Origin of the sequence: Microvirga pakistanensis, from assembly GCF_004458765.1 — a bacterium.
GTDB lineage: Bacteria > Pseudomonadota > Alphaproteobacteria > Rhizobiales > Beijerinckiaceae > Microvirga > Microvirga pakistanensis.
The window spans coordinates 1-25,451 of the sequence record NZ_SPJX01000332.1 but is presented as its reverse complement, the minus strand read 5'-3'; the positions used below and the strand labels follow the sequence as shown (position 1 = coordinate 25,451).

22 protein-coding genes are annotated in these 25,451 nt (G+C 63.4%); 12 read left to right on the top strand and 10 right to left on the bottom strand.

What is annotated here, in order from left to right; genetic code table 11:
• Positions 1-97 precede the first annotated feature (97 nt).
• Together cckA and recA are read left to right on the top strand one after the other, a co-directional pair.
• Positions 98-2,629: a cell cycle histidine kinase CckA gene (cckA, locus tag E4K09_RS17505; RefSeq protein WP_134499075.1), complete on the top strand. Its 2,532-nt coding sequence runs from the start codon at positions 98-100 to the stop codon at positions 2,627-2,629.
• Between the two features lie 171 nt (positions 2,630-2,800).
• The gene (gene recA / locus E4K09_RS17500) at positions 2,801-3,895 is read left to right on the top strand and encodes a recombinase RecA (RefSeq protein WP_134499074.1); all 1,095 of its coding nucleotides are present in this window, start codon (positions 2,801-2,803) and stop codon (positions 3,893-3,895) included.
• A 93-nt stretch (positions 3,896-3,988) separates the two neighbouring features.
• On the opposite strand, the gene E4K09_RS17495 is transcribed toward recA, so the two are convergent.
• On the bottom strand, positions 3,989-4,687 hold the full coding sequence (locus E4K09_RS17495) for a hypothetical protein (RefSeq protein WP_134499073.1): 699 nt from the start codon (positions 4,685-4,687) through the stop codon (positions 3,989-3,991).
• 357 nt (positions 4,688-5,044) lie between these two features.
• Here E4K09_RS17495 and alaS point away from each other — a divergent pair, with 357 nt between their 5' ends.
• Positions 5,045-7,693 (top strand): alanine--tRNA ligase, encoded by a 2,649-nt coding sequence (gene alaS, locus E4K09_RS17490; protein ID WP_134499072.1) that lies wholly within the window; start codon positions 5,045-5,047, stop codon positions 7,691-7,693.
• Positions 7,694-8,118: 425 nt separating this feature from the next.
• Here alaS and E4K09_RS17485 read toward each other — a convergent pair whose 3' ends face one another.
• The 3 genes from E4K09_RS17485 to E4K09_RS17475 form a co-directional block, all read right to left on the bottom strand.
• Entirely contained in the window at positions 8,119-8,586 is a 468-nt protein-coding gene (locus E4K09_RS17485; protein WP_134499071.1) for a GFA family protein, read from the bottom strand.
• A 746-nt stretch (positions 8,587-9,332) separates the two neighbouring features.
• A complete protein-coding gene (locus E4K09_RS17480) occupies positions 9,333-10,550 on the bottom strand; it encodes an NADP-dependent isocitrate dehydrogenase (RefSeq protein ID WP_134499070.1) in 1,218 nt (405 codons plus the stop codon).
• Between the two features lie 112 nt (positions 10,551-10,662).
• Positions 10,663-11,025: a phospholipase A2 family protein gene (locus tag E4K09_RS17475; RefSeq protein WP_244610563.1), complete on the bottom strand. Its 363-nt coding sequence runs from the start codon at positions 11,023-11,025 to the stop codon at positions 10,663-10,665.
• Between the two features lie 394 nt (positions 11,026-11,419).
• Between E4K09_RS17475 and E4K09_RS17470 the strand changes: the two genes are divergently transcribed.
• Complete coding sequence (locus E4K09_RS17470) at positions 11,420-12,157, top strand: RNA methyltransferase (RefSeq protein WP_134499069.1); 738 nt, start codon at positions 11,420-11,422, stop codon at positions 12,155-12,157.
• Between the two features lie 62 nt (positions 12,158-12,219).
• Positions 12,220-13,419 (top strand): alpha/beta hydrolase, encoded by a 1,200-nt coding sequence (locus E4K09_RS17465; RefSeq protein ID WP_134499068.1) that lies wholly within the window; start codon positions 12,220-12,222, stop codon positions 13,417-13,419.
• Between the two features lie 84 nt (positions 13,420-13,503).
• Here the strand turns inward: E4K09_RS17465 and E4K09_RS17460 are convergent, their stop codons facing one another.
• A complete protein-coding gene (locus E4K09_RS17460) occupies positions 13,504-13,995 on the bottom strand; it encodes a hypothetical protein (protein WP_134499067.1) in 492 nt (163 codons plus the stop codon).
• A gap of 130 nt (positions 13,996-14,125) precedes the next feature.
• Here E4K09_RS17460 and murI point away from each other — a divergent pair, with 130 nt between their 5' ends.
• Positions 14,126-14,998: a glutamate racemase gene (gene murI / locus E4K09_RS17455; protein ID WP_134499066.1), complete on the top strand. Its 873-nt coding sequence runs from the start codon at positions 14,126-14,128 to the stop codon at positions 14,996-14,998.
• A 187-nt stretch (positions 14,999-15,185) separates the two neighbouring features.
• Positions 15,186-15,803 carry a 30S ribosomal protein S4 gene (gene rpsD / locus E4K09_RS17450; RefSeq protein WP_134499065.1) on the top strand — a complete coding sequence of 206 codons (618 nt, stop codon included), beginning with the start codon at positions 15,186-15,188 and terminating at the stop codon, positions 15,801-15,803.
• A 67-nt stretch (positions 15,804-15,870) separates the two neighbouring features.
• Here rpsD and E4K09_RS17445 read toward each other — a convergent pair whose 3' ends face one another.
• Positions 15,871-16,431, bottom strand: a complete 561-nt coding sequence (locus E4K09_RS17445; RefSeq protein ID WP_134499064.1) for a Spy/CpxP family protein refolding chaperone — start codon at positions 16,429-16,431, stop codon at positions 15,871-15,873.
• Between the two features lie 367 nt (positions 16,432-16,798).
• On the opposite strand from E4K09_RS17445, the gene E4K09_RS17440 reads away from it, so the two are divergent.
• Positions 16,799-17,935 carry a hypothetical protein gene (locus E4K09_RS17440; RefSeq protein ID WP_134499063.1) on the top strand — a complete coding sequence of 379 codons (1,137 nt, stop codon included), beginning with the start codon at positions 16,799-16,801 and terminating at the stop codon, positions 17,933-17,935.
• The gene (locus E4K09_RS17435; RefSeq protein WP_134499062.1) at positions 17,932-18,489 is read left to right on the top strand and encodes a c-type cytochrome; all 558 of its coding nucleotides are present in this window, start codon (positions 17,932-17,934) and stop codon (positions 18,487-18,489) included. Before E4K09_RS17440 ends, E4K09_RS17435 begins: the two co-directional genes overlap by 4 nt.
• Positions 18,490-18,546: 57 nt before the next feature.
• Here the strand turns inward: E4K09_RS17435 and E4K09_RS17430 are convergent, their stop codons facing one another.
• The 3 genes from E4K09_RS17430 to purB all read right to left on the bottom strand — a co-directional run bounded on the left by E4K09_RS17430 (position 18,547) and on the right by purB (position 21,783).
• Positions 18,547-19,101: an RBBP9/YdeN family alpha/beta hydrolase gene (locus E4K09_RS17430; RefSeq protein WP_134499061.1), complete on the bottom strand. Its 555-nt coding sequence runs from the start codon at positions 19,099-19,101 to the stop codon at positions 18,547-18,549.
• A 31-nt stretch (positions 19,102-19,132) separates the two neighbouring features.
• Positions 19,133-20,395, bottom strand: coding sequence for a cyclopropane fatty acid synthase (locus E4K09_RS17425; protein ID WP_134499060.1), 1,263 nt, complete (start codon positions 20,393-20,395; stop codon positions 19,133-19,135).
• A gap of 74 nt (positions 20,396-20,469) precedes the next feature.
• The gene (gene purB / locus E4K09_RS17420; protein WP_134499059.1) at positions 20,470-21,783 is read right to left on the bottom strand and encodes an adenylosuccinate lyase; all 1,314 of its coding nucleotides are present in this window, start codon (positions 21,781-21,783) and stop codon (positions 20,470-20,472) included.
• 308 nt (positions 21,784-22,091) lie between these two features.
• Between purB and E4K09_RS31110 the strand changes: the two genes are divergently transcribed.
• On the top strand, positions 22,092-23,300 hold the full coding sequence (locus tag E4K09_RS31110) for a tyrosine-type recombinase/integrase (protein ID WP_134499058.1): 1,209 nt from the start codon (positions 22,092-22,094) through the stop codon (positions 23,298-23,300).
• Between the two features lie 7 nt (positions 23,301-23,307).
• Here E4K09_RS31110 and E4K09_RS17410 read toward each other — a convergent pair whose 3' ends face one another.
• The gene (locus E4K09_RS17410; protein ID WP_244610562.1) at positions 23,308-24,054 is read right to left on the bottom strand and encodes a Crp/Fnr family transcriptional regulator; all 747 of its coding nucleotides are present in this window, start codon (positions 24,052-24,054) and stop codon (positions 23,308-23,310) included.
• A 226-nt stretch (positions 24,055-24,280) separates the two neighbouring features.
• Between E4K09_RS17410 and E4K09_RS17405 the strand changes: the two genes are divergently transcribed.
• Both E4K09_RS17405 and E4K09_RS17400 read left to right on the top strand, forming a co-directional pair.
• Positions 24,281-24,565, top strand: a complete 285-nt coding sequence (locus tag E4K09_RS17405) for a DUF6894 family protein (protein ID WP_134499057.1) — start codon at positions 24,281-24,283, stop codon at positions 24,563-24,565.
• An 18-nt stretch (positions 24,566-24,583) separates the two neighbouring features.
• The gene (locus E4K09_RS17400) at positions 24,584-25,309 is read left to right on the top strand and encodes a Crp/Fnr family transcriptional regulator (RefSeq protein ID WP_134499056.1); all 726 of its coding nucleotides are present in this window, start codon (positions 24,584-24,586) and stop codon (positions 25,307-25,309) included.
• Positions 25,310-25,451 lie beyond the last annotated feature (142 nt).

Here is a 25,451-nt window from a genome sequence, read left to right as displayed (position 1 = left end):
TTCAAAGATCGAGCGGTCGGATCGAGGTCCCTCATCCGGCGTCGCTCTCACCTGGTATCCGTGGGCGCATCCGCCTTCCTGAAGGATTGAGACATCTATGGTTCAACGGGGCGACATGCCGAAGAGCGCGACCATCGACCGTTCCGACCGTCCCGGCCATTTCGGATGGGTTCTGCTGCTGGCAGCCGTCCTGGCCGGTGCGGTGCTGAGCCTCCGTTTCCTCGGCAGCGAGCAGGCGCAGCCCCTGATCCTGGGGCTTCTGGCTTTCTTCGCGATGGCGGGCGTGTTCTTCCTGTTCGCCTGGGCCATCGGAGTCGTCCAGTTCGCCGGGCAGACTACCCGCAACGATATCACCAAGCTCATGGCGGATACGGCGGGCGAGGGGCTGGCCGTGGTCGACGACGACGGTCGTATCCTCTATGCCAACGAAGCCTACCTTTCGCTCGCGGGCTCCGATCGGGCCGAGGTGCGTGCCGTCGAACGCCTGTTCATGGGGGCTCCGGAGGTTTCCGAGGCCATCTATCGCTTGGCCCAGGCAGGGCGCGAGCGCCGGACCGGAACGGAGGAGATCCGCCTGTCCCCGTCCCTCGACGGGAAGCACGAATTCGGATGGTACCGCGTCCGCGTGCGCCCCGTGCCCCGCTCCGGCGGGCGCGAGGCTTCCCTATGGAGCATCGCTGACATCACCCATGAGCGGGAGCGTCAGGAGAACGTCTTCCAGGAGCTTCAGCACGCCATCGACTATCTCGATCACGCTCCGGCTGGCTTCCTCTCCGTCGATCCGAATGGGTCCATCATCTATCTCAATGCCACACTCGCGACGTGGCTCGATTACGATCTCGCCCAGGTCGGCTCCGGTGGTCTCAGCCTTGGCGATATCGTGCCGCGCAACGTGGTGGCGATGCTGACGTCTCTGACGGGGGAGCCGGGCAGCGTGCGCACGGAAACCCTCGATCTGGATCTTCGCCGCCGCAGCGGCCAGTTCCTGCCCGTGCGCCTCTATCACCGCATCGCCTTCGGGCTCGACGGCCGAATGGGAGCTTCCCGCACCCTCGTTCTCAACCGCTCGCCGGGCATCGAGGTGGACGAGGGCCAGCGCGCCGCCGAGGTGCGTTTCGTCCGCTTCTTCAACAATACGCCGATCGCGATCGCAACCGTGAACCGTGCCGGTCGGATCGTCCATGCCAACGCGCCGTTCTCCAAGCTGTTCGGCATCCTGCCGCGCACAGGCGACCAGGTCGGGGAAGGTCCTTCCATCTTCGAGAGCTTCCGGGAAAGCGGTCCGATGGACGCCGCGCTGAAGGCCGTGGCGGAGAACCGGGGCGACATCGCTCCCCTGGAGCTCCAGACGGCGGGCGAGAACGGCAGCTCCGTCCGGGTCTGGGTCACGCCGACAGGCGATACCGGTGCGGATGGCGAGGTGGCCATCCTCTACGCCCTCGACACCACGGATTTCCGCAAGGTCGAGGAGCAGCTCGCCCAGTCCCAGAAGATGAACGCGGTCGGCCAGCTCGCCGGCGGCGTGGCGCACGATTTCAACAACGTGCTCCAGGCGATCATCGGCTACAGCGACCTGCTGCTCGCCAACCACCGGCCCACCGACCCGTCCTTCCAGGACATCATGCAGATCAAGCAGAACGCGAACCGGGCCGCGAGCCTGGTGCGTCAGCTGCTCGCCTTCTCGCGCCGCCAGACCCTGCGTCCCGAGGTGCTCAACCTCAACGACCGCCTCTATGACCTCTCGATGCTCCTCAAGCGCCTTCTCGGCGAGCGGGTGGAACTGGACCTCAGCCACGGCCGCGACCTGTGGTTCGTGAAGGCGGACGTGAACCAGTTCGAGCAGGTGGTGGTGAACCTGGCGGTGAATGCCCGCGACGCCATGCCGGACGGGGGCAAGCTCGCGATCCGCACGGCCAATGTCTCGGCCCAGGAAGCCGCGCGCCTGAACGTGAGCGGGATGCCGCCCGCCGATTACGTCGTGGTCGAGGTCTCGGACACGGGCATCGGCATGACGCCGGAGGTGGTCGACAAGATCTTCGAGCCCTTCTTCACCACCAAGGAGGTGGGCAAGGGCACGGGCCTCGGCCTTTCGACGGTGTTCGGCATCGTCAAGCAGTCGGGCGGGTACATCGACGTGGATTCGAAGCCCGGGCAGGGCACGACCTTCCGCATCTATCTGCCGCGTCACGTGGCGGAGGCGCAGGAGGTGCCCGAGGAGGTCAAGGCGGACGCCCCCAAGAAGCCCGCCGCCGACATGACGGGGCAGGGTACCATCCTGCTCGTGGAGGATGAGGATCCGGTTCGCGCGGTGAACGCCCGGGCGCTCTCCGCGCGCGGCTACACGGTTCTGGAGGCGGCCTCCGGCATCGAGGCCCTGGAGATCATCCAGGAGCGGGGCTCCCCTGTGGATCTCGTGGTCTCCGACGTGGTCATGCCCGAGATGGACGGCCCGACGCTCCTGGGCGAATTGCGCAAGCTCTACCCCGATCTCAAGGTGATCTTCGTTTCCGGCTACGCGGAGGAAGCCTTCCGCAAGAACCTGCCGGAAGGGGAGGATTTCAACTTCCTGCCCAAGCCCTTCAGCCTGCGTCAGCTGGTCGAGACCGTGAAGCAGGTGATCGGGCAGTAAGTTATTGAGTAAGCTGGTATATTTACCTGCGGCAACCTGGCCTTCCAAACGGCTGTGAATTCTCGGAAAGGAACGAAAAAAGAACTTGTGCATGAGAACAAAGTGAGTACATATATTCCCTCAACACCGCGTTGAGATTCACTCCTCCTCCTGCCATAAGGATGTCTGGTCATGTCGCAGTCTTCTCTGAGACTGGTGGAAAGCTCATCAATGGATAAAGACAAGTCGAAAGCTCTCGACGCGGCGCTCTCTCAGATCGAGCGCGCCTTCGGCAAGGGCTCGATCATGCGGCTCGGCAAGGGCCAGCAGCCGGTTGAAATCGAAACCGTCTCGACGGGTTCCCTCGGCCTCGATATCGCGCTCGGCGTGGGTGGTCTGCCCCGCGGCCGCATCATCGAGATCTACGGACCGGAATCGTCCGGTAAGACCACGCTGGCGCTGCACACCATCGCCGAGGCCCAGAAGAAGGGCGGCGTCTGCGCCTTCGTGGACGCGGAACACGCGCTCGATCCCGTTTATGCCCGCAAGCTCGGCGTCAACCTGGACGATCTCCTGATCTCCCAGCCCGACACCGGCGAGCAGGCCCTCGAAATCGCCGACACGCTGGTGCGCTCCGGCGCGGTGGACGTGCTCGTCATCGACTCGGTGGCGGCGCTGACGCCGAAGGCCGAGCTCGACGGCGAGATGGGCGAGGTTCAGCCGGGCCTCCAGGCCCGCCTCATGAGCCAGGCGCTGCGCAAGCTCACCGGTTCGATCTCCCGGTCGAACACGATGGTGATCTTCATCAACCAGATCCGCATGAAGATCGGCGTCATGTACGGCTCGCCTGAGACGACCACGGGCGGCAACGCCCTGAAGTTCTATGCGTCCGTGCGCCTCGACATCCGCCGCGTCTCGACCCTGAAGGATCGTGACGATCCGATCGGCAACTCGGTGCGCGTGAAGGTGGTCAAGAACAAGGTCGCTCCGCCCTTCAAGCAGGTCGAGTTCGACATCATGTTCGGCGAGGGCGTGTCCAAGGTGGGCGAGCTCATCGATCTCGGCGTCAAGGCCGGTATCGTCGACAAGTCCGGCGCTTGGTTCTCCTATGACAGCCAGCGCCTCGGCCAGGGCCGCGAGAACGCCAAGCAGTTCCTGCGCGACAACCCCGAGATCGCCGGCAAGATCGAGGCCCTCATCCGCCAGAATGCCGGCTTGCTCGCCGACCGCATCCTGGAGCAGGCGACCCCGACCGCCGACGATCTGGACGAGGGCTCCGCGGACTAAGGTTTTGCTCTCCTTCAAGGGCAAACAACAGGCCGTCGCGAGAGATCGCGGCGGTCTTTTTGCTGGCAAGCGGATGCCGGTCCAGGGTGAGGCTTAGCGAAGATCCACCCTGATGCCGGCACCGATGAAGTTCGAGCCGGATCCCTTGTCGGCGAAGAGCCCGAAAACTCCGGAACGGTGGTGGATCCGGGGGACGAAGGACACGCCCGGCCATGAGGAATGGGAGAACTCGGCTTCGAAGGCGAGGTAGTTGAGAAGCTGGGTCGGCTCGAGCTCAGGGTTGCCTTCCAGCCGTGGTCGTTCGGAGGCATAGGAAAGGCCTTCGCCGAAGGCCAGGTTGACGCTCAAGCCCCCGAAGAGCGGAATTGGCCCGGTCCGGAACACGAGCGCGAGCGTCCCCTCCCAATGGCTCTGGTCGCCGAAATGCCGCAGGACCTGTCCTTCGAGTTCGATCCGGTTGCCGCGAAACGCGAAGTCGGTGCCGGGCAGGGGGATGGTGAAGGACGGGAGAATGACCCTCGAAAGACCTGCTCCGACAAGATAGGCTCTTTCCGTGCTCAGGCTGCCGGTGAAGGCGCGCTCCGGAATTTCCACCAGATCGGCATCGACCCATTGGCCGCCATAGGCCGTGAGATGCCAGCTCCGCTCGGCAGGCTGCGCCAGGGCAGGGCCGCCGAGAACCGAAAGAGCAAGACAGCCTGCACCCGCAATTCCGCAGAGCGACCTGCCCGACCCTCCAGGATGGGGTTTGGTCCGCGCTTGCGGCGCAAGGGTTGCAAAGTGCAAAAACATACGAGGAAACCGGAGTAATCCGAGGCCCAACGGCCAAAGCGAGGTTAGCACCGGGGAGTCCCGGCACAACTCACCCCTTCGGGGTGCCACTACCGAGGCAGGGCAGCCTGATCGGAGCGGGCTGCCACTGCTCCCTGTGGGCCTTCGCGGCCGGGCTCGGTCCCGTGGTCGGATCCTCGTCGCCGGCGCAATCCGCTGGCTGTCCGGTCGGAAGGCGCGTCGGAGCATCGCCCGCAGGCCTATTCGCCCCGCCCGCCCAAACGCCGCCTCGACAGCAACGACGCGTCCGTCTAAAAACCCCGACGAACGAATACTTCTCCGGGCCCGAACGGCCCCTGCATCCGAGTTTGAGAACCCATGAGCGGCGTCAACGAAATCCGGTCGGCCTTCCTCGATTACTTCGCCAAGAACGGCCATGAGGTCGTGGCCTCGAGCCCCCTCGTGCCGCGCAACGACCCGACCCTGATGTTCACCAATGCCGGCATGGTGCAGTTCAAGAACGTCTTCACGGGTGCCGAGAAGCGTCCCTACAGCACCGCGGCGACCGCGCAGAAATGCGTGCGCGCGGGCGGAAAGCACAATGATCTCGACAATGTGGGCTACACGGCGCGCCACCACACCTTCTTCGAGATGCTCGGCAATTTCTCGTTCGGCGACTACTTCAAGGAGCGCGCCATCGAGCTCGCATGGGGCCTGATCACCAAGGAGTTCAACCTGCCCAAGGACAGGCTCCTGGTCACCGTCTATCACGACGACGACGAGGCGGCGAACCTCTGGAAGAAGATCGCGGGCTTCTCGGATTCCAAGATCATCCGCATCCCGACCTCGGACAATTTCTGGCAGATGGGCGATACCGGCCCCTGCGGCCCGTGTTCGGAGATCTTCATCGACCAGGGCGACAAGCTCTGGGGCGGCCCTCCCGGCAGCCCTGAGGAGGACGGCGACCGCTTCCTCGAGTTCTGGAACCTCGTGTTCATGCAATACGAGCAGATCGAGCCCGGCAACCGCATCGGACTGCCCCGGCCCTCCATCGATACCGGCATGGGCCTGGAGCGCATCTCGGCGATCCTGCAGGGCGTGCACTCGAACTACGACACGGACCTGTTCCGCACCCTGATCGACGCGGTGGCCCATGCCACCAGTGTCGCGCCCGAAGGTGATCGCAAGGCCTCCCATCGCGTGATCGCCGACCACCTGCGCACCGCCTGCTTCCTCGTGGCGGACGGCGTCCTGCCGTCGAACGAAGGCCGCGGCTACGTGCTCCGCCGCATCATGCGCCGCGCCATGCGCCATGCGCAGCTGCTCGGCGCCAAGGAACCGCTCATGTACCGTCTCGTGCCCGTTCTGGTGCGCGAGATGGGGCAGGCCTATCCCGAGCTGATCCGCGCCGAGGCACTCATCACCGAGACGCTGAAGCTGGAGGAGACCCGCTTCCGCAAGACCCTGGAGCGCGGCCTGTCGATCCTCGACGAGGAGAGCCGCAATCTCGCCAAGGGCCAGAACCTCTCCGGCGAGACCGCCTTCACGCTCTACGACACCTACGGGTTCCCGCTCGACCTGACACAGGACGCGCTCAAGCCCCGCGGCATCGGCGTCGACACGGAGGCCTTCAACGTCGCCATGGAGCGCCAGCGCGAGAAGGCCCGCGCGGCCTGGTCCGGCTCGGGCGAGGCGGCGACGGAGACCGTCTGGTTCGCCGTGAAGGAGCGCACCGGCGCCACGGAGTTCCTCGGCTACGACACCGAGAACGCCGAGGGCGTCGTCGTGGCCCTGCTCAAGGACGGCAGGGAAGTGCAGGAGCTGAAGGCGGGCGAGTCCGGCCTCCTGGTTCTCAACCAGACGCCGTTCTACGGCGAGTCCGGCGGCCAGGTCGGCGACACCGGCGTGATGCAGGGCGAGGGCGCTCGGGTCTTCGTGACCAACACGGAGAAGAAGCTCGGCGACCTCTTCGTGCATCATGTCACGGTGGAGCACGGCTCGCTGAAGCCGAACCAGTCCCTCGAGCTGATCGTCGACCACGAGCGCCGCTCGGCGGTGCGGGCGAACCACTCCGCGACCCATCTCCTGCACGAGGCGCTGCGCCAGGTGCTCGGCGATCACGTGGCCCAGAAGGGCTCCCTGGTGGCCCCTGACCGGCTGCGCTTCGACTTCAGCCATCCGAAGCCCATCGAGGAAGCGGAACTGAAACAGGTCGAGGAAATCGCCAACCGGGTGCTGCTCCAGAACGAGCCGGTCGTCACCAAGCTCATGGCCGTGGACGAGGCCATCGAGTCCGGCGCGCGCGCGCTCTTCGGCGAGAAGTACGGCGATGAGGTGCGCGTCGTCTCCATGGGCAAGGCGGAGGGCAACAGGACCTTCTCAGTCGAGCTCTGCGGCGGCACCCATGTGAACCGCACGGGCGATATTGGTCTCGTCACCATCGTGGCCGAGGGTGCGGTCGCGGCGGGCGTGCGCCGTCTCGAGGCGATGACGGGCGACGCGGCCCGCCGCTACCTCGCGGACGAGAGCCGCAAGCTGCGCGAGGTGGCGAGCCTCCTGAAGACGCCGGTGGACGAGGTGTCTTCTCGCCTTTCCGCTCTTCTCGAAGAGCGCCGCAGGTTGGAGCGGGATCTGGCGGAAGCCCGCCGCAAGCTCGCTATGGGCGGTGGTGGCGCTGGCGGCGATCCGATCAAGGACGTGGCGGGCACCAAGCTCATGGCTCGCTCCGTCACGGGTGTCGAGATGAAGGACCTCAAGAGCCTCGCCGACGAGGGCAAGAAGCGCCTCGGCTCCGGAATCGTCGCCATCGTGGGCGTCGCCGAGGACGGCAAGGCGGGCATCGTGGTCGCCGTGACCGAAGACCTGACGGGCAAGTACGACGCGGTCTCGCTCGTGCGCATCGGTTCCGAGAAGCTCGGCGGCAAGGGCGGCGGCGGACGCCGCGACATGGCCCAGGCCGGCGGTCCCGACGGGGCGCAGGCCGAAGCCGCGCTCTCGGCCATCGAGGCGGCGCTCGCGGCCGCCTAGGAAGGCACAGCATCCCGGACGGTACAGGTCGAGTCAGGTGAGGGTGCGGCACGGATTGACATCATGGCCGTCCCCGGACCCGATCCGGGGACGGCCTTGTCGCTTTGGTGAGGCGCCATGATTCCGGCGGCGGCTCATTCTGGCGCTTTGGGACCACACCGACGATTGTCATTCCCGGCCGGAGATGNACCCGGGCCGGCGGCTGCCCCCCCGCCGGGGATGACATCCCACTGTCATGGGCTTTTCCCGTCATGGCCGTGCTTGTCACGGCCATCCACGTCTTTATGCCTTGCGGTTTCAATACGTGGATCACCGGCACAAGGCCGGTGATGACGTCGGAGGGCTTGTGAGCCCGACGATCCGCGATGCTTATGGAGCCCGGGCTTCGCTGCGCGGCCCAAGGATGGCGGCAGTGCTTCAAGACCTCAATCGTGGTCGGGATGCTGCCGGGACGCCATCCTCGCGAGTTCCTCCGGCGTGGCGTAATCGTCCGTGCGCTGGCCGGGCAGGGTATGCAGAATCTCGAAGGCCGGGATCTTGCTCTCGGTGCCGTATTGAATCTCCGGCGTCACCCGCGCCGGCTCGTCGAGGCTCCCGATGGAGACGCTGATGCGATCGTTCTCCAGATAGGAATAGGTCAGCGGCGTGCCGCAATCCCGGCAGAATCCGCGCTCCACGGCCTCCGAACTCCTGAAGATGCCGGGCCGATCCTTCGTCCAGGCCAGATCCTTGCGCGGCACGCCGGTCAGCGGCGCGAAATAGTTGCCGAAGGCCTTCTGGCACATGCGGCAATGGCAGATGCTGGGCTGCGTCGGCTCGGACATGAGCGCATAGCGCACGGCGCCGCACTGGCAGCCGCCGGTCATCACGGGTTTGGATTCTGATGCAGCCATTTTCGATCTCCAACACACGCTTGATCATAGGGCTCAGCCTGGACGGTTCATGGGAGAGTGAGCCGGTGCTCGCCAGAAATCGGTAGTCCTTCCGCGCGGGCGATATTCTGCAGCTCCGGGCGTACACTGAAGCTCTGGCAACCCCAGAGATAGCCATGGCAGATTTCATACTTCAAGTCATAGGCTCAGCGGCTGTCGCCTCGTCCGTGGTCGCCGGTGTGATGGCTTACGAAGGATCGGTGCGCTTGGCTGGCGTGTCAAAGCGGCAGCAAAAGCAGCCTCGTGGCCGGTGCAGCACCAGAACGCGGGAAGACTGAATTCGCAATCAAACCGAGCCACATTCTGGCCCTACTGCCAAGCCAGGCTTTCAATCTGAACTGCTCATTTCAATCCAGACAGAAAGGCAAAGAGGTCAGAAGCATGCGAGACACCAAGCATTCATCGCCCTCGCCCGACATGTTTCTCGTGTTGAGCCAACTGGAGCGGACAATGCAGGCGTCGATTGCTCTCATGAAACGCATCCGGCGTCAGAGGAGGCGCTCAACGCGTGGCAGCACAAGCGTGCAAGCCGAGAAGACATAGACCTTGCGGTATTCCCTGCATTGCTCAGGACGCGGCGACGTGCGTCCGTCATACGCGGCAGGTGACAATGGTGCGTGGCGGGTCTCGATCAGATGAGGTGACCCGGTAACAAAAATGGCCGGGGTGAACCCGGCCATTTTCGATTGCCTCGGAACGGGACTGGCTTACGCTGCCGCCATCGCCTTCTTGAGGTTTTCGTCGATTTTGTCGAGGAAGCCTGTGGTGGAGAGCCACTTCTGCTCGGCACCGACCAGGAGCGCCAGGTCCTTGGTCATGTAGCCTGACTCGACCGTGTCCACGCACACCTTCTCCAGGGTCTGGGCGAAGCGGGCCAGCTCCGCGTTGTCGTCGAGCTTGGCGCGATGGGCCAGGCCGCGCGTCCAGGCGAAGATCGACGCGATCGAGTTGGTCGAGGTCTCCTTGCCCTTCTGGTGCTCGCGGTAGTGGCGCGTCACCGTGCCGTGGGCTGCCTCGGCCTCCACGGTCTGGCCGTCCGGGGTCATCAGCACCGAGGTCATCAGGCCGAGCGAGCCGAAGCCCTGCGCCACCGTGTCCGATTGCACGTCGCCGTCGTAGTTCTTGCACGCCCACACATAGCCGCCCGACCACTTGAGCGCCGAGGCCACCATGTCGTCGATCAGCCGGTGCTCGTAGGTGATGCCGGCCGCATCGAACTTCTGCTTGAACTCGTTCTGGTAGACTTCCTCGAAGATGTCCTTGAAGCGTCCGTCATAGGCCTTCAGAATGGTGTTCTTGGTCGACAGATACACCGGGTACTTGCGCATCAGTCCGTAGTTCATCGACGCGCGGGCGAATTCCCGGATCGACTCGTCCAGGTTGTACATGGCCATGGCCACGCCCGCGTCCGGGAACTTGAACACCTCCTTTTCGATCACGGTGCCGTCCTCGCCCTCGAACTTGATGCTCAGGCGGCCCTTGCCCGGCACCTTGAAGTCGGTGGCGCGGTACTGGTCGCCGAAGGCGTGGCGGCCCACGATGATCGGCTGGGTCCAGCCCGGCACCAGGCGCGGCACGTTCTTGCAGATGATCGGCTCGCGGAAGATCACCCCGCCCAGGATGTTGCGGATGGTGCCGTTGGGCGACTTCCACATCTCCTTGAGATTGAACTCCTTCACGCGCCCCTCGTCCGGCGTGATGGTGGCGCACTTCACCCCGACCCCGTACTTCTTGATCGCCTCGGCGGCCTCCACCGTCACCTTGTCGTTGGTAGCGTCCCGGTGCTCGACGCCCAGGTCGTAGTACTTCAGATCGATGTCCAGATAGGGGTGGATCAGCTTGTCTTTGATGAACTGCCAAATGATGCGGGTCATCTCGTCGCCGTCGAGCTCGACGACCGGATTGGCTACCTTGATCTTCGCCATGATCTCACCTTGCGCTTCTTGAGGAGCTGGAACAGGCCTGCCGGCGGCAGGCAGTTACCCGCGCCTATAGCGCGGTTAGGCCCGGCGGGGAAGGTGGGGGCGGGCGGGGAATTCAGTGCTTTCTGAAACGTCTGCGGCTTTTCCCGGTCTCGACGCAGGGCGTGAGGGCGAAAAGCGTGTTGGCGAGTGCCGCCTTCGCGTGAGTGCCGTCATCGACCTGTCGGCGTTGGGCGAGGGCCGCAGTCGCCCGCAGGAAAGCCCGGTCGCAGGCACAGGCACCCCGGCCCACTCGCTCGTAGCAGAGGTCGTGAGCGCGGCAGGCCGCATCGAGGGCGTCGACGGGCCTGCCGCGGCCGAGGTCGCCGAGCCCGCACCAATTGCCGTGGAAGAGGGGAGGGGGCGGCTGCACCACGGAGGGCGTGGGCAGGGCTGGGCGCGAGGGGAGAATGGCGAGACAGGCGAGAAAAACGGTCAAACGGAGCTGGGACAGTTCGGTTCTCCAGGGCTGCAAACTGGCGACAGGATGCAATGGCTGGAAGAATGGACCGGCATAGGTTTTAGTTCCGGAGATAAGAAGGTGAGCCTGACGAACACGCGTCGATGGAATGGCACACCTATTCACGGTTGATTGTCCTGTCCGTTCTATCCTGCATGGAGGTGACAGGTCCTAGGCGGCCGGATGTGTGCCGAGGCCCGGAGCGGGTCGGGATCAACGACGGTGATCGGTGAGAGCTTGTCCTCAGATCGACTTTGCTCATGAGCGGGAGCTGAGTTAGCAAGATCATGTGCCGCCTGACCGCATGCGAACCGGATCCCGTCGAGCCGGCGCCTCTCACATCGACCCCGTCAACGATACGATACTGCGCACCATGACCTCGAAGCCCATCATCATCCTCGTCGAGCCGCAGCTAGCCGAGAATATCGGCATGGTGGCCCGGGCCATGGCCAATTTCAGTCTCTCGGAACTGCGCATCGTCGCCCCGCGGGACGGCTGGCCACGGAAGGGCGCGCATTCGGCGGCCTCGGGCGCGGTGCATGTGCTGGACAGCGCGAAGCTCTACGACACGGCGCGCGAGGCCATCGCCGACCTGCACTTCGTCTTTGCCACCACGGCCCGGGAGCGTGGTCAGATGAAGCGCGTGTTCGGGCCCGACGAGGCGATGGCCGAGACGCATCGGCGCGGCGCGGACGGGCAGCGCGTCGGCATCCTGTTCGGGCGCGAGCGGACGGGCCTGGAGAACGACGAGGTGTCGCTGGCGGACGCCATCATCACCTTCCCGGTCGACCGGCAGTTCTCCTCCCTGAACCTGGCGCAGGCCGTGCTGCTCGTCGCCTATGAATGGTACAAGCTCGCGACCGGCGGCGCGCTGCCGTTCTCGGGCGAGATCCTGTCGCCGCCCGCGCCCCGCGAGATGGTGACGTCCTTCTTCGACTACCTCGAGGCCGAGCTCGAAGCGGTGAACTTCTACCCTGAGGACAAGAAGCCGACGATGACCCGCAACATGCGGGACATCTTTCATCGCCTCGCGATGACGGAGCAGGATGTGCGTACCCTGCGTGGGGCGATTCGTGCCCTTGCGGAAGGTCGCCGCTTGAGAAAACGTTAAAGATGTTGTGCTCTAGTATTACTCGGCGCAGTCCGCGCCGCCCATTCTGATCTGGGACCTCCATGCGCCGCTCGCTGATCGCCCTCGTGTTTTTCGGATCAAGCCTTGCCGCTCCGGCAAGTCTGGCGGCGACGCCGCCGCAGCAGCCGGAGAAGGGGCCGGGCGGCAGGGATTACAAGATCACCGACGTAGTCAAGCGCGGGACCGGCACCGCCAGCTCGGGGTCTTATGTTTTCCATGGCGGCGACACGCCGGCCTCGCGCCCCGTCGTGGTGTTCTTCCATTCCTGGGGAGCCGTGAATCCTGGCCTCTATGGGGGGCTCATCGATCATCTCGCCCGCCGGGGCTATCTCGTCATCTTCCCGCGCTTCCAGGAGGTGAACCGTTCGCGTCCCGCGGATGCGACAGCCCGGGCCGAGGATCTGATCTTCCAGGCGCTGACGGCTCTCGCCGACGATCCGCAGGCGCGGCCGGATCTCACCCGCGTCGCGTTCATCGGGCATTCGGCGGGCGTGCCTCTCGCGCTGAACGTGGCGGCGGGTATCCAGGTGACCAAGCTCCCCGCCCCAAAACTCATCTTCGGTCTCGTGCCGGGTGGCATTGCGTCCAACGAGAAGGAGCGCGGGATCATGCTGCGCGACCTCTCGACGGTGGACAAGGCGACCCTCCTGATCACCATGAACGGTGACCGGGAGCATCTGCCGAGCGACCGGGCCTCCCGAGGCCTCTTCGAGGCGACCAGCGGGATCCCCGCCACGCGCAAGCTGTTCATGCGGGCAAGCTCGGACGATCACGGCTATCCGGCTTTGACCGCGACCCTGGCCTTTCCCGGCTCTCCGAAGGCCGGATACGATGCCGCCGCCATCAAGCTGCCGCCGGATCCGCCGCGCGATCCGAAAGAGAGGAATACCTGGAAGTGGAGCGCCGACATGGCGCTCTCCGGTCCTCAGACCATCCTGACCCAGCAGCTCGGCAACAACGTGACCGATACTTTGGACTATCTCGCCGTCTGGAGAACCTTCGAGATCGCCGCCGATGCGGCCTTCGCCGGAAAGGATGCGACGGCCCTCGTGCGCGACCCGAAATTCATCGATATGGGCACTTGGAGCGACGGCTGGCCGGTGCGGCGCCTCTCCGCCCAGATGCCGAAGGTGGAAGGACAGGAGGAGGAAAAGCCGGAGCGTGGGCCGCGTCGTCGGCTCAATCAGGCGCCGGCGGAATCAAGGGAAAGCCTGATCCAACTTCTCGGCGGACGCTCGTAGGCCACCCATTGAGGGCGGAAGCCACCTTTGCGGCGGGGGACCCTTGGCGGCAAGGGCCCCGGCCGAGGCCAGGGCCGGAGGCTCTCAGGGAAAGTCGTAATAACTCACCAGCGGCGGATTCTTGTTGGCAGGCTGATCCGTGGGGCAGGCTGGCAGTTTGACCACTTCGCCCGGCTCCGGATATTCCCACCCCATCCAACCATTGCAGGGGACCTTTCGGCCGTCCTTGAAATAGAAGTCGTTGTAGTAGACATGGGGGCCGCCATCCCGATTCACCGAATACTGATACTGGTCGCTCTTCGGATCGAAGGGAAGCTTCCCGTCCTTGACCGGGATGCCGCCACGCGTGAACGAGGCCGATTCCCCGCTGCCCCCTGACCGGCGTTTTCCTTCTTGCCGTCCCCTTTCTTGCCGCCCGCGACCGATCCATAGCTGCCGCCGGTCAGAGCGGTGCCCCAATAGACGTTCGAGCTCCCGGCCCCAGAGGACATGGTGTAGTCCAGGTACGCCTGCTCGAGTGCTGATAACGCCATTGCCTTTTCTCCTGGTTGCAGGCTTCTTAACCTGTAGTTGCAACTGGCGCGCCTATACCGACGGTTGTGTTACTTCGCAGCAAGAACGAGCTGTCGCGTCCACAACCCTTTTCCTCTGGCAGCCTTCAGAAAATCTTCACGGATCGCTCCCATTCTAGGGATGGAGCACCCCCATGCGTATCGATCTTCTGGCCGGCGCGTCCTATAACCCGGCTGTCATGCCTTCCCCCGTTCCCACCATCCTTGTGTTCGATTCCGGTCTCGGCGGCCTGACGGTCTTCTCCGAGGTCCTGAAGTCCCGTCCCGACGCCCGCTTCGTCTATGCGGGAGACGATGCCGCCTTCCCCTATGGACGGCTGAGCGCCGGGGCGCTGACGGCCCGCGTCCTCGCGGTCATGGAGCGGCTGATCGGTCTCTACGATCCTCGGCTCGTGGTGGTGGCCTGCAACACGGCTTCCACGGTCGTGCTTCCGCCTCTGCGCGAGCGCTTCTCGGTGCCCTTCGTCGGCACCGTTCCGGCCATCAAGCCCGCGGCGCTCGCAACCCGCACGGGCTATGTGACCGTGCTCGCCACGCCCGGCACCGTGGCGCGCGACTACACCCGCGACCTCGTCGAGACCTATGCGGGCGGCTGCAAGGTCAATCTCGTGGGTTCGCACCGTCTGGCGGGCTTCGCCGAGGCGGAGCTGGCCGGTGCCCCCGTTCCCGACGAGGAGCTGATGGCCGAGCTTCAGCCCTGCTTCGTGGAAGGAGAAGACGGCCGGACGGATGTGGTGGCTCTCGGCTGCACCCATTATCCGCTCCTGCTGCCCCGCTTCCAGAAGCTCGCGCCGTGGAGCGTCACCTGGATCGATCCCGCGCCGGCGATTGCCCGTCGGGTCACTCAGCTCATCGGCCCGCCCGTTCCGGGCCACGAGGCCGACGAAAACGAAGCCCTGGCGGTGTTCACCGGTGGGGCCGGCATGACCCCGGCCTTCCGGGAGGCCTTGCGGAGCAAGGGTCTGCCCCAGGTGATGATCGAGGACATGCCGCTCATCGACGCATGAGGCCGCTCACGCGTTCTCTTGATTGACTTCTCGCCCGTTTTCTCTTACATCGCTCCCGTTCACGCGGTCCTTAACGGGGCCGCGTAACTTTTTACGCTCCCGTGGCCCGGCTCCGGTCGGCCTGTCGTCCCTTCGGGGAAGAGGAGGGCGCGTTCCTCGCAAATTCGACAACACAAGAGGAACAGCGATGTCGAAGCGCATTCAGGCCAAGCACAAGCTTGACCGCCGCATGGGTCAGAATATCTGGGGCCGCCCGAAGAGCCCCGTGAACCGCCGCGAATACGGCCCCGGCCAGCACGGCCAGCGCCGCAAGGGCAAGATGTCCGATTTCGGCACTCAGCTGCGCGCCAAGCAGAAGCTGAAGGGCTACTACGCCAACATCACCGAGAAGCAGTTCCGCCGCTACTATGCGGAAGCCATCCGTCAGAAGGGCGACTCCGGTGAGAACCTGGTCGGCCTGCTCGAGCGCCGTCTCGACGCGATCGTGTATCGCGCCAAGTTCGTTGCGACTCCCTTCGCGGCTCGTCAGTTCGTCAACCACGGTCACGTGAAGGTCAACGGCCGTCGCGTGAACATCCCGAGCTATCTCGTGAAGGCCGGCGATGTGATCGAGGTGAAGGACAAGTCCAAGCAGCTCGAAGTCGTGGTCGTGGCAAGCCAGCTCGCCGAGCGCGACGTTCCGGACTACATCGAAGTCGATCACTCCAAGATGACGGCTCGCTTCACCCGCATCCCGACCCTCTCCGAGGTTCCGTATCCGGTGCAGATGGAACCGAATCTCGTGATCGAGTTCTATTCGCGCTAATCCGCGAAGCCGATCCCGAACTGAAAAGGCCGCCCCTGGGGGCGGCCTTTTTGTTTTTCGTGGTCCTTTACTGCTGCGGGCCGTGGTGCCGCATCTCGGCGTGGCGGCCCCGATGACCGTCGCGGCCGCCGCGCCCACGGCGCTCGTGCATGCCGATGCCGTCATTGACGGCTTCGCGCAGGAGGCGCGGAGCGACGCGCTTCTGGTCGTCGCTGAAGGTATCCCAGAGTGGGCGCAGAGCCGTCGCGACCGCCGTCGAGGCTTGGGCGCGCTCGGTCCGCATGGTGGTCCGCTGCTCGAGGCGCTGCATGAAGTCCGCCGAGCGGCGCTGCTCGCGGGTCTCGCGGAACTGCGTCATTCGGGTGTAGCGCTGATTGGCGGCGTTGCGGATGGCGCTCTCCACGGGACCCCAGAGCTTTTCCTGGTCGCCGGTGAGCTTCAGCCCGGCCTTGATCGCCGCCACGCGGGCATCGACCAGGCGGTTGAAATCGTCCTGCGACAGGCGGGGACGAGCCTGCTGGGCCTGATCCTGCGCCGCCGGAGGCGTCGTGGGCGCCTGTGCGAAGGCATAGGTTCCGACACCGGCGAGCATCACGGCAGCCGTCGCGAGGGTGGCAATCTTTTTCATACGGTTATCCTCCTTGAACACCGATGAGGCGAGAATGCTCCCTTCCTGCTCTCGTCAGAATGACTGCCGCATGAACTTTTCGTCATCTTCCTGGCAGAGCGTCCCGCCGTCCGGGATTTCCAAGAGGTGTGGTCCCGCACTGCGCGCCTTCGAGGCGAGGGCCAGATTTCCGGTGCCATCGATGCGACAGCCGGGCTGCGACGCGAAGACCCCGCTGTTTCGAGTTGTTATTGCCTTACCTTGAATGTTATAAAGGAAGGAATCGATGTTGCGGAATCAAGGTGCCGGAAGAGCTCTAGAGCCTCCACCGCAACCAGTGACCTCAATCGCATGGAAGCCAAGAGGCTGGGTCGTGGACGGAGCCGTCATGCCAGTGCTGTCGGAGATGCGCACAAGGCGCATCGGGCGTTGGACGTCGATCATCGGCGTTGCGCTGGCGGCGATCGCTCTCCTGGGCAGTGCCGCCGCCGCGCGGCGGCCCCTTTCCAGGAGCGCTCCCGAGTTGCTGCAGGAGACGGGCCTCTATGCGGATTTCGGCCGGCATCAGGTGGATCCGCGGCATCTGGAATTCGCGCCGCAATACCCGCTCTGGTCCGACGGCGCCGCCAAGAAGCGCTGGATCTCGCTGCCCGCCCGCGCGGCGATCGACGGCTCCAACCCGGATGTGTGGGCTTTCCCGGCCGGAACACGGTTCTGGAAGGAGTTCTCCTTCGGCGGCCGCCGCATCGAGACGCGGTTCATGGAGCGGCAGGAGGACGGGACCTGGCTCTATGCTGCCTACGAATGGAACGAGGATCAGAGCGAGGCTCGTCTCGTGTCGGAGAGGGGAAAGCCCAAGGCGTTCGATCTCGGCGGAGGACGCTCGCATTTCATCCCGAGCGTCAATGACTGCAAGTCCTGCCACCAGGGCCATCCCGCGCAGGTGCTGGGCTTCGGCGCATTGCAACTGTCGTCTGCCCGGGACCCGAATGCCATCCACGGCGAGCCGATGCCCGCGCCCGGAGTCGACCTGCAATACCTCGTCGACAACAAATTGCTGAAGCGCCTCCCCCGGGCCGTTCTCGAGAACCCGCCTGTCATCCATGCCGCCACGCCCGCGGAGCGGACGGCGCTGGGATATCTTCACGGCAATTGCGGCCATTGCCACAACGATGCGGGGTCCCTGAGGAATCTCGGCTTCTCGCTGCGGCATGTGCAGGGCCCCGCTCGAAGGGACGCCGAGCGAACCGTCGCGACGGCTGTCGGGCAGCCGGTCAAGGGGCGTTTTCCGGGACAGGCGCCCGATGCGAAGCTTCGCGTCGAGCCTGGGCAGCCCGAGCGCAGCGTGCTGCTGCAGCGCATGGGCTCCCGCAATCCGCTCGTGCAGATGCCGCCCGTGGGCACCGTCATGATCGACGACGAGGCGATCCGCCTTGTCACTCAATGGATTCGAGATCTGGAGGCACCGGTTCGATCAACCGAGGCGACCGGAAAAACCGCTCAAACGAAGGGAGAGGACCCATGAAAGCAAGTCGAATTCTTCTCATCGCAGCCGCCGTCGCCATGTCGGTGCCCGCGATCGCGCTCGCGCAAAGCAAGACATCCGCCAAGAGCGCCCAGGTCAAGCGCGGAGAATACATGACGATGGTCAGCGGCTGCCATGACTGCCACACGCCCCTGAAGATGGGAGCTAACGGACCCGAGCCGGATATGTCGCGGATGCTCTCCGGGCATCCCCAGGATATGCAGCTGCCGCCTGCTCCCGGTCCGACCGGGCCTTGGAATGCCCATGTGGCGGCCACTCTGACCGCATGGGCCGGCCCGTGGGGAGTGTCCTACACGGCGAACCTCACGCCCGACCCGGAGACCGGGGTTCTCCGTGACTTCACGGAGCAGCAGTTCATCCAGACGATGCGGACCGGCAAGCACCAGGGCCAGGGCCGCCAGATCCTCCCGCCCATGCCCTGGCCCATGATCGGCAAGATGACCGACCAGGACCTGAAGGCGATCTTCGCCTATCTGCGCCAGATCCCGCCGGTGAAGAACAAGGTTCCGGACCCGATCATCGCCACTCAGTAAGCACGGGCCAAATCGCTCCGAAACGCAGCCTGACACCCTCCCGGGTGCCAGGCTTTTTCACGCCAGCCGCTTCAGGAAGCCTGCGAACCGCATGAGGCCTTCCGGCCAGGGGCCGTGCCCGCTCTCCGTGTTCAGGTGCCCGGCATCGCCCGCATCGACGATGGACGAGCCCCAGGAATAGGCGATGTCCTCCGCCTTGTCGTAATCACAATGGGGGTCCGTGCGGCTGGCCACCAGCACGGACGGGAAGGGCAGGGGATCGCGCGGGATCGGCGCGAAGGCGCGATCGATGGCGGGGATGAAACCGGGTCTCTCCACATCCGGCATGCTCACCAGAAAGGCGCCCTGCACCCTGCTGGCGGCGAGAAGCGGTGCGGCGTGGACGATTGCCAGGACGCCGAGGCTGTGGCCGACCAGGACAACGGGCTTTTCGGCGCGCTTCACGTCCTGGACGATCCGCTCGACCCATTTGTCCTTGTTGGGGGCGTCCCAGTTCTCCTGCTCGACCCGCCACGCGGTCGAGAGCTGCCGCTCCCATCGGCTCTGCCAATGGTCGGCGCCCGAATTCGAATAGCCTGGGACGATGAGGATGTCGCAATCGGAGGTTTTCATAATCCGCAGATAAAGGCCCTGTGCCGCCCGTTCAAGCGCTGCGCTTCAACTCCACAGGCTTGGACCTGCTCTCGGCTTCCCTCAAGGCGGCCTCCCGTTCGGCGATGTAATCGCGGGTCATGGGCACCACGTCGTTGCGCTTGGCCAGCTGCACCTGGAACACCACCGCGTCCTGCCAGCGGAAGGCGGATTCGGACATGGCGAGATAGCATTCCCACATCCGGCAGAAGCGCTCGTCGTAGAGCTTCAGAACCTCCTCCCGATGGGCCCTGAAACGCTCGCGCCAGGCCTGGAGCGTGTACGCGTAATGCAGGCGCAGGATCTCGATGTCGGTGACCATCAGCCCCGCCCGCTCGATGGCGGGCATCATCTCAGACAGAGTCGGAAGGTGCCCGCCGGGGAAGATGTAGCGGGTGATCCAGGGATTGGTCGGGTAGGGCGCTCCGGTTCGGCCGATGGTGTGCAGAAGCATCACGCCGTCGTCCCTCAGGAGCTTGCGGCAGGTCCGGAAATACTCGTCGTAGGACGCCAGGCCCACATGCTCGAACATGCCGACGGAGACGATCCGGTCGAAGCTGCCGGCGGTCGCGCGGTAATCCTCCAGCTCGAACCTGACCCGCTCGCCGAGGCCCGCAGCCGACGCACGCTTGCGGGAGACCTCCAGCTGCTCTTCCGACAGGGTCACGCCCTTCACCGAGCCCGCCCCGGCCGCCCGGGCCAGGTAAAGACCCATGCCGCCCCAGCCGGAGCCGATATCGAGCACGCTATGGCCCGGCTCGACCAGGAGCTTTGCCGCGATATGCCGCTTCTTGGCGCCCTGGGCCTCCTCGAGGCTCGCATCAGGACGGTCGAAATAAGCGCAGGAATACTGCTTGTCGCTGTCGAGAAACAGGGAGTAGAGCCGTCCATCGAGATCGTAATGGTGGGCGACGTTCCGCTTGGAGCGGTGCGCGTCGTTCTCGCCGCGCAGGGTCAGCCAGTGCCGGATCTTGCGGAGCCGATGGAGCGGAAGCTCGTCGAACGCGCCGTGGGTATCCTGGAGCAGGAGCTGGAGAAGGCTTAAGATATCGCCTTTCTCGATCACGAGCCTGCCGTCCGTGTAGAGCTCGCCGAGCTTCAGTTCTGGATGAAGGCAAAGAGCCGTCTGAGCCGCATTGTCCGTGAACCGGATCGCAACGTCCGGGAGGCCGCCGTCACCGAAGGTGAACTCCTGTCCCTTGGCGGTGGTCATCTTCAGAGTGCCCCGCTTCACGGCACGCGTGAAAGCGGCGACGAGGATCTTCTCTGACAGCATGGACACAATCCCCGTGCCGATGATCTCCTGCACGGGGATTGTTGCACTTTAGGCAAAAATGTCCAGAGCCCGAGCTATGCCCCAGCGGAACCGAAGACCCGCGTGAAGATCGTATCCACGTGCTTGAAGTGGTAGCCCAGGTCGAAACAGGCCTCGATTTCCTTCGGCTCCAGGTACTTGGTCACGTCGGCGTCGTTCTTGAGGAGGGTCAGGAACTCGCCTTCGCCGCGCCAGACCGGCATGGCGTTGCGCTGGACCAGGCGGTAGGCGTCCTCGCGGGAAGCGCCCTTCTGGGTAAGGGCCAGCAGGACCCGCTGGGAGTGAACGAGGCCGCCGAGGCGGTCCAGGTTCTTCTGCATGTTCTCCGGATAGACCACGAGCTTGTCGATCACCCCGGTCAGGCGGGCCAGGGCGAAGTCGAGGGTCACGGTGGCGTCGGGGCCGATCATGCGCTCGACGGACGAGTGCGAGATGTCCCGCTCGTGCCAGAGCGCCACGTTCTCCATGGCGGGCAGCGCGAAGGCGCGCACCATGCGGGCGAGGCCGGTGAGGTTTTCCGTCAGCACCGGGTTGCGCTTGTGGGGCATGGCGGAGGAGCCCTTCTGGCCGGCCGAGAAATACTCTTCCGCCTCGAGAACCTCGCTGCGCTGCAGGTGGCGGACTTCCGTCGCCAGCCGCTCGATGGAGGAGGCGATCACCCCCAGCGTCGCGAAATACATGGCGTGACGGTCGCGCGGGATCACCTGCGTCGAGACGGGCTCCACCTGGAGACCCATCTGCTCCGCCACGTATTCCTCCACGCTCGGGTCGATATTGGCGAAGGTGCCGACCGCGCCGGAGATGGCGCAGGTGGAAATCTCCCGCTGGGCCTCGATGAGGCGCAGCTTGCAGCGCTCGAATTCCGCGTAGGCCTGGGCGAGCTTGAGGCCGAAGGTCGTGGGCTCCGCATGGATGCCGTGGGAGCGCCCGATGGTCGGCGTCATCTTGTGCTCGAAGGCTCGGCGCTTGATGGCGGCGAGCAGCTCGTCCATGTCGCGCAGCAGGATGTCGGTGGCCCGGGCGAGCTGCACGTTGAAGGTGGTGTCCAGCACGTCCGAGGACGTCATGCCCTGGTGGACGAAGCGGGCCTCGGGGCCCACGATCTCGGCGAGATGCGTCAGGAACGCGATGACGTCGTGCTTCACCTCGCGCTCGATGGCGTCGATGCGCTCCACGTCGAAGGTGGCCTTGGAGCCCTTCTCCCAGATCTTCTCCGCGGCCTCCCGGGGCACGACCCCGAGATTGGCGAGGGCCGTGGTGGCATGGGCCTCGATCTCGAACCAGATGCGGAACTTGGTTTCGGGCGACCAGATGGCCACCATCTCGGGACGGCTGTAACGGGGGATCATTACTCTTCTCCTGCGGACAAGGCGCGAAGCTCAACGAAACCGTTGGAAACCGCTGCCTTTTCCGCCTTTTTGACGGTGGGCTCAACGGTTCGGAGAACGGTTCCAAGGACGTTGCTGTGGTGACTATGTGATGACCGTGGCGATGACAAGCCTCGTGCATCCTCGGCGCAGTAATGATTTATCCTCGAAATCGCTCTAGGCCTATGATTTTGCGATAGTTTTTGACCACCATCGCAGAATTAGGTGCCTGTCGCCAATTTGTTTAGCAAATTCAACGACTTGGTGTTTACTTTTGCAGGATTTTCGTGATGGCACCACCTATTCTGCGCAAACTGCGGCTCAGCGATGCTTCGGTAAAAAGGCTATCCACAGGTCGGAGTTGGGATACAGAGATCGGTGGCTTCGGTGTGAAGGTTTACCCAAGCGGTAAGGCGCAGTTCATTCTGCGGTATCGCTCTCGGGACAAGAGGCAGCGAGAGTTTCGTATTGGTCAAGTTGGTGTCATTGAGGTCGATGAGGCACGGCGAAAGGCGAGGGTACTTCTCGGCAAGATTAGTGAAGGACGTGATCCAGCTTGGGAGCGCAAGCTTCAACTGACCGAAGCACGGCTATTCAATGATGTAATCGACAGATACCTATCATGGGCGTCGGACCACCACAAAAGTAGTTCGTTCCAAGAGGTAGGCCGCTTCTGCCGTCTTCATATTAGACCGCAGTTCGGCGGGTTCCTCGTAGCTGACCTGACGAGGGGCCGCGTTCAGCAGACTTACGACAAGCTGAGGCAAGCTCCCCATTTCAGGGCAAAAATTATCACATGGTCTCGAACAATTTGGGCGTGGGGCGAAAAGCGAGAGCTTGTTGGGGAGGGACGAAACCCATTTGCGATAGAGATGCGGGTCTCAAGACCACGGCGGGACCGAGTATTATCAACCGACGAGTACCGCTGTCTGTGGGAGGCTATCGAGCGTCATCGTTATCGAGGAGCGATACGGAACGTCTCACTTTGGGCAATTGAGTTCCTGCTTCTATGCCCAATGAGAAAATCTGAAGCGTTTCAACTGAAATGGGAGCACATTGACCTCACGGCCCAAATTATTCGTCTCATTCAGCATAAGACTGACCGTCGAGATGGACCGCTAGAAGTTTATATCAGTCCACCATTAGGAGCACTGCTACTGCGCATTCCACGTTGCTGTGAATGGCTGTTCCCTGCACCTGACTCTAGCTCTGGACATATAAGATGCGTGGACAGTGCATGGCGGTTGATCAGGCGTGAAGCAAATCTCCACAAGGGGGAGAAGCGGGTCACACTTCACGACCTACGGCGAAGCTGGAATAGCGTGGGGGCGAACCTTGGTTATGGCCCTGAGTTCATGGGGAAGGTCATAGGAAACTCAGCGAAAGTCAATAACCTTCACTACTGGCATCCAACGACCGACTTGAAATGCGAGATCACCCGCAGAGTCGCAGAGGTCATTGCCGGATATAGCCGCCCTCAACAAGACAGGACCGACTAGGTGAGGTTCATGCCGCTGCCTGCTCCTGCTCAAGGTGAAGGTAGGTCGGGTCGAAGTCACCGACTTGCTTCAGCTTCTCCCAATCCCTAATGGTGAGCCGTGTCCCCTTTGTCTCGATCAGCCCATCAGCCCTCAACTGCTGAAGAACCCGATTGACATGGATATTGGAAATACCGAGGGCGTCACCCAACTCGACTTGGGTAATAGGCAAATCACAGGTGTGGTCCTCCGCAAGGCCAACCGCTCTCAGGCGCACCAGCATCTCGCATAGGACGTGGGCCATGCGGTTGTAAGCTTCGCGGCGTCCGACATTCGTCACCCATTCTCGGAAAATGGCCGCATCAATCAGGGTCTCGCGCCAGAACGCCGCCGTAATGCGAGGGTTGCGGTTGCAGAGGTCCCGCAAGGCATCGTGCGGGATGAACCCGACCTTGCACGGCTCAATTGTCCCCACGCTGGCGTCAAGTGCCTTCAGGTGCAGACTTTGTAGGTCGGGAATATCACCCGGAATGTTGAAGGAGACGATCTGGCGCTTGCCATGTCCGGTGATCTTGTAGGTGCAAGCGAAGCCTTCCAGAAGCAGGCAGGACCGGGAAGGGCGGTCGCCCTCGCGCACGATGTCCTGATCGCCCTTGAGGATCATGACTTGCATCGGCAGATTTGAGAGGGCCTGCCTCTCGTCATCCGTGAGCGTGAAGATGCTCTCTAGCTTTCGGATCAGAGGATTATCTTGGGGATTTGGAGTTGCAGCCAAGATGATGCTCCCCTGTGTTGTAGGCGGGAGCGCTCGTATCTCTCAGCCATCAGCGCCTATGTTCGGTTGCTGATGATGAAACAACTATCTCACGGATGTTAACGTCTGTCACTGATATATGTTTTCCTTTGTGCCCAACATCAGAGCTTGTGACCCAAAGCATCGAAAGCATGAGCACGGCTCAGGAAGAGAAGGAACGCTCAATGCCTTCAGGAAGTTAAACCGAATGCCCCGGTATTACCGCCATATTCGACAAGGCGACCAGCTTATCCAAGACCCTGATGGGATTGAGCTTCCCGACCTTGACGCTGCTCGGGGTGAGGCTCTTGAGGGCATCCGAGATATTCTGGCCGACGCAATCAGACGTGGAATGGATGCCCCACTGGATGATGCCATTGTCATCATGGACGAGGCTGGCCGGGAGTTGGCGATCATTCCGTTTGCTGAAGCCTTACCGCTGCGCTTGAGAAGGGTTCTGGCTTCGGTATCCTCACCCGATAATGTTCCTTGAACTTGGCAGGGAAAATCAATGGCGAATCCGCTCATCCGCAAGCTGGAACAGCATGGCCCTCTTTCAGAGGAGGAAAGGCATGTGCTTGAGCAGATCACCTTTCGGACGGTGATTTACCAGCCGCGCGAGGAAATTGTGCCTGAAGGCAGTTCCCCGACCCACAGCAGCCTGATCCTGTCGGGCTTTGCCATCCGCCACAACCATTCGCCTGATGGTAAGCGCCAGATTACGGCCTTCCACGTGCCGGGAGACTTTGCGGACCTACACAGCTTCCTGCTCAAGCCGTTGGACGACGGGGTTGCTGCGCTCACAACTTGCAAGGTAGCCAACGTTCCCCATAGCGACTTGAAAGAGATTACGAAGAACTATCCGTACCTCACACGTGTGCTCTGGCTGAGCACCCTCATCGACGGTGCCGTGCATCGGGTCTGGATGACCACTCTCGGGCGAATGGAGGCTCGCGAGCGCCTCGCGCATTTTCTCTGCGAGTTACGCGACCGTCTTCAATCAGTGGGTCTGATGAGGGACGACAGTTACGACATGCCGATCACGCAGGAGCAGTTGGGCGATGCCTTCGGCATGAGTACCGTCCACGTCAATAGGGTTCTCCAAGAACTCCGAGCCGATGACCTGATCACCTCAAGTGGCAAGACCCTGATCATCAACGACTTGGAGGGCCTTCAGCGGCAGGCTCAATACACTCCCGATTACCTTCATATCAACCAGAAGGTCGAGCGGGATTGAGAGAGATTGTGCTTCTTGCAAATTCGTAGGCATAAATCATTACTGCGCCGAGGATGCACGAGGCTTGTCATCGCCACGGTCATCACATAGTCACCACAGCAACGTCCTTGGAACCGTTCTCCGAACCGTTGAGCCCACCGTC

Excerpts from the sequence above, each read along its gene's own strand:
- cckA (WP_134499075.1), top strand. The coding sequence starts at position 98 with ATGGTTCAACGGGGCGACATGCCGAAGAGCGCGACCATCGACCGTTCC.
- recA (WP_134499074.1), top strand. The coding sequence starts at position 2,801 with ATGTCGCAGTCTTCTCTGAGACTGGTGGAAAGCTCATCAATGGATAAA.
- E4K09_RS17495 (WP_134499073.1), bottom strand. The coding sequence starts at position 4,687 with ATGTTTTTGCACTTTGCAACCCTTGCGCCGCAAGCGCGGACCAAACCC.
- alaS (WP_134499072.1), top strand. The coding sequence starts at position 5,045 with ATGAGCGGCGTCAACGAAATCCGGTCGGCCTTCCTCGATTACTTCGCC.
- E4K09_RS17485 (WP_134499071.1), bottom strand. The coding sequence starts at position 8,586 with ATGGCTGCATCAGAATCCAAACCCGTGATGACCGGCGGCTGCCAGTGC.
- E4K09_RS17480 (WP_134499070.1), bottom strand. The coding sequence starts at position 10,550 with ATGGCGAAGATCAAGGTAGCCAATCCGGTCGTCGAGCTCGACGGCGAC.
- E4K09_RS17470 (WP_134499069.1), top strand. The coding sequence starts at position 11,420 with ATGACCTCGAAGCCCATCATCATCCTCGTCGAGCCGCAGCTAGCCGAG.
- E4K09_RS17465 (WP_134499068.1), top strand. The coding sequence starts at position 12,220 with ATGCGCCGCTCGCTGATCGCCCTCGTGTTTTTCGGATCAAGCCTTGCC.
- murI (WP_134499066.1), top strand. The coding sequence starts at position 14,126 with ATGCGTATCGATCTTCTGGCCGGCGCGTCCTATAACCCGGCTGTCATG.
- rpsD (WP_134499065.1), top strand. The coding sequence starts at position 15,186 with ATGTCGAAGCGCATTCAGGCCAAGCACAAGCTTGACCGCCGCATGGGT.
- E4K09_RS17445 (WP_134499064.1), bottom strand. The coding sequence starts at position 16,431 with ATGAAAAAGATTGCCACCCTCGCGACGGCTGCCGTGATGCTCGCCGGT.
- E4K09_RS17440 (WP_134499063.1), top strand. The coding sequence starts at position 16,799 with ATGCCAGTGCTGTCGGAGATGCGCACAAGGCGCATCGGGCGTTGGACG.
- E4K09_RS17435 (WP_134499062.1), top strand. The coding sequence starts at position 17,932 with ATGAAAGCAAGTCGAATTCTTCTCATCGCAGCCGCCGTCGCCATGTCG.
- E4K09_RS17430 (WP_134499061.1), bottom strand. The coding sequence starts at position 19,101 with ATGAAAACCTCCGATTGCGACATCCTCATCGTCCCAGGCTATTCGAAT.
- E4K09_RS17425 (WP_134499060.1), bottom strand. The coding sequence starts at position 20,395 with ATGCTGTCAGAGAAGATCCTCGTCGCCGCTTTCACGCGTGCCGTGAAG.
- purB (WP_134499059.1), bottom strand. The coding sequence starts at position 21,783 with ATGATCCCCCGTTACAGCCGTCCCGAGATGGTGGCCATCTGGTCGCCC.
- E4K09_RS31110 (WP_134499058.1), top strand. The coding sequence starts at position 22,092 with ATGGCACCACCTATTCTGCGCAAACTGCGGCTCAGCGATGCTTCGGTA.
- E4K09_RS17405 (WP_134499057.1), top strand. The coding sequence starts at position 24,281 with ATGCCCCGGTATTACCGCCATATTCGACAAGGCGACCAGCTTATCCAA.
- E4K09_RS17400 (WP_134499056.1), top strand. The coding sequence starts at position 24,584 with ATGGCGAATCCGCTCATCCGCAAGCTGGAACAGCATGGCCCTCTTTCA.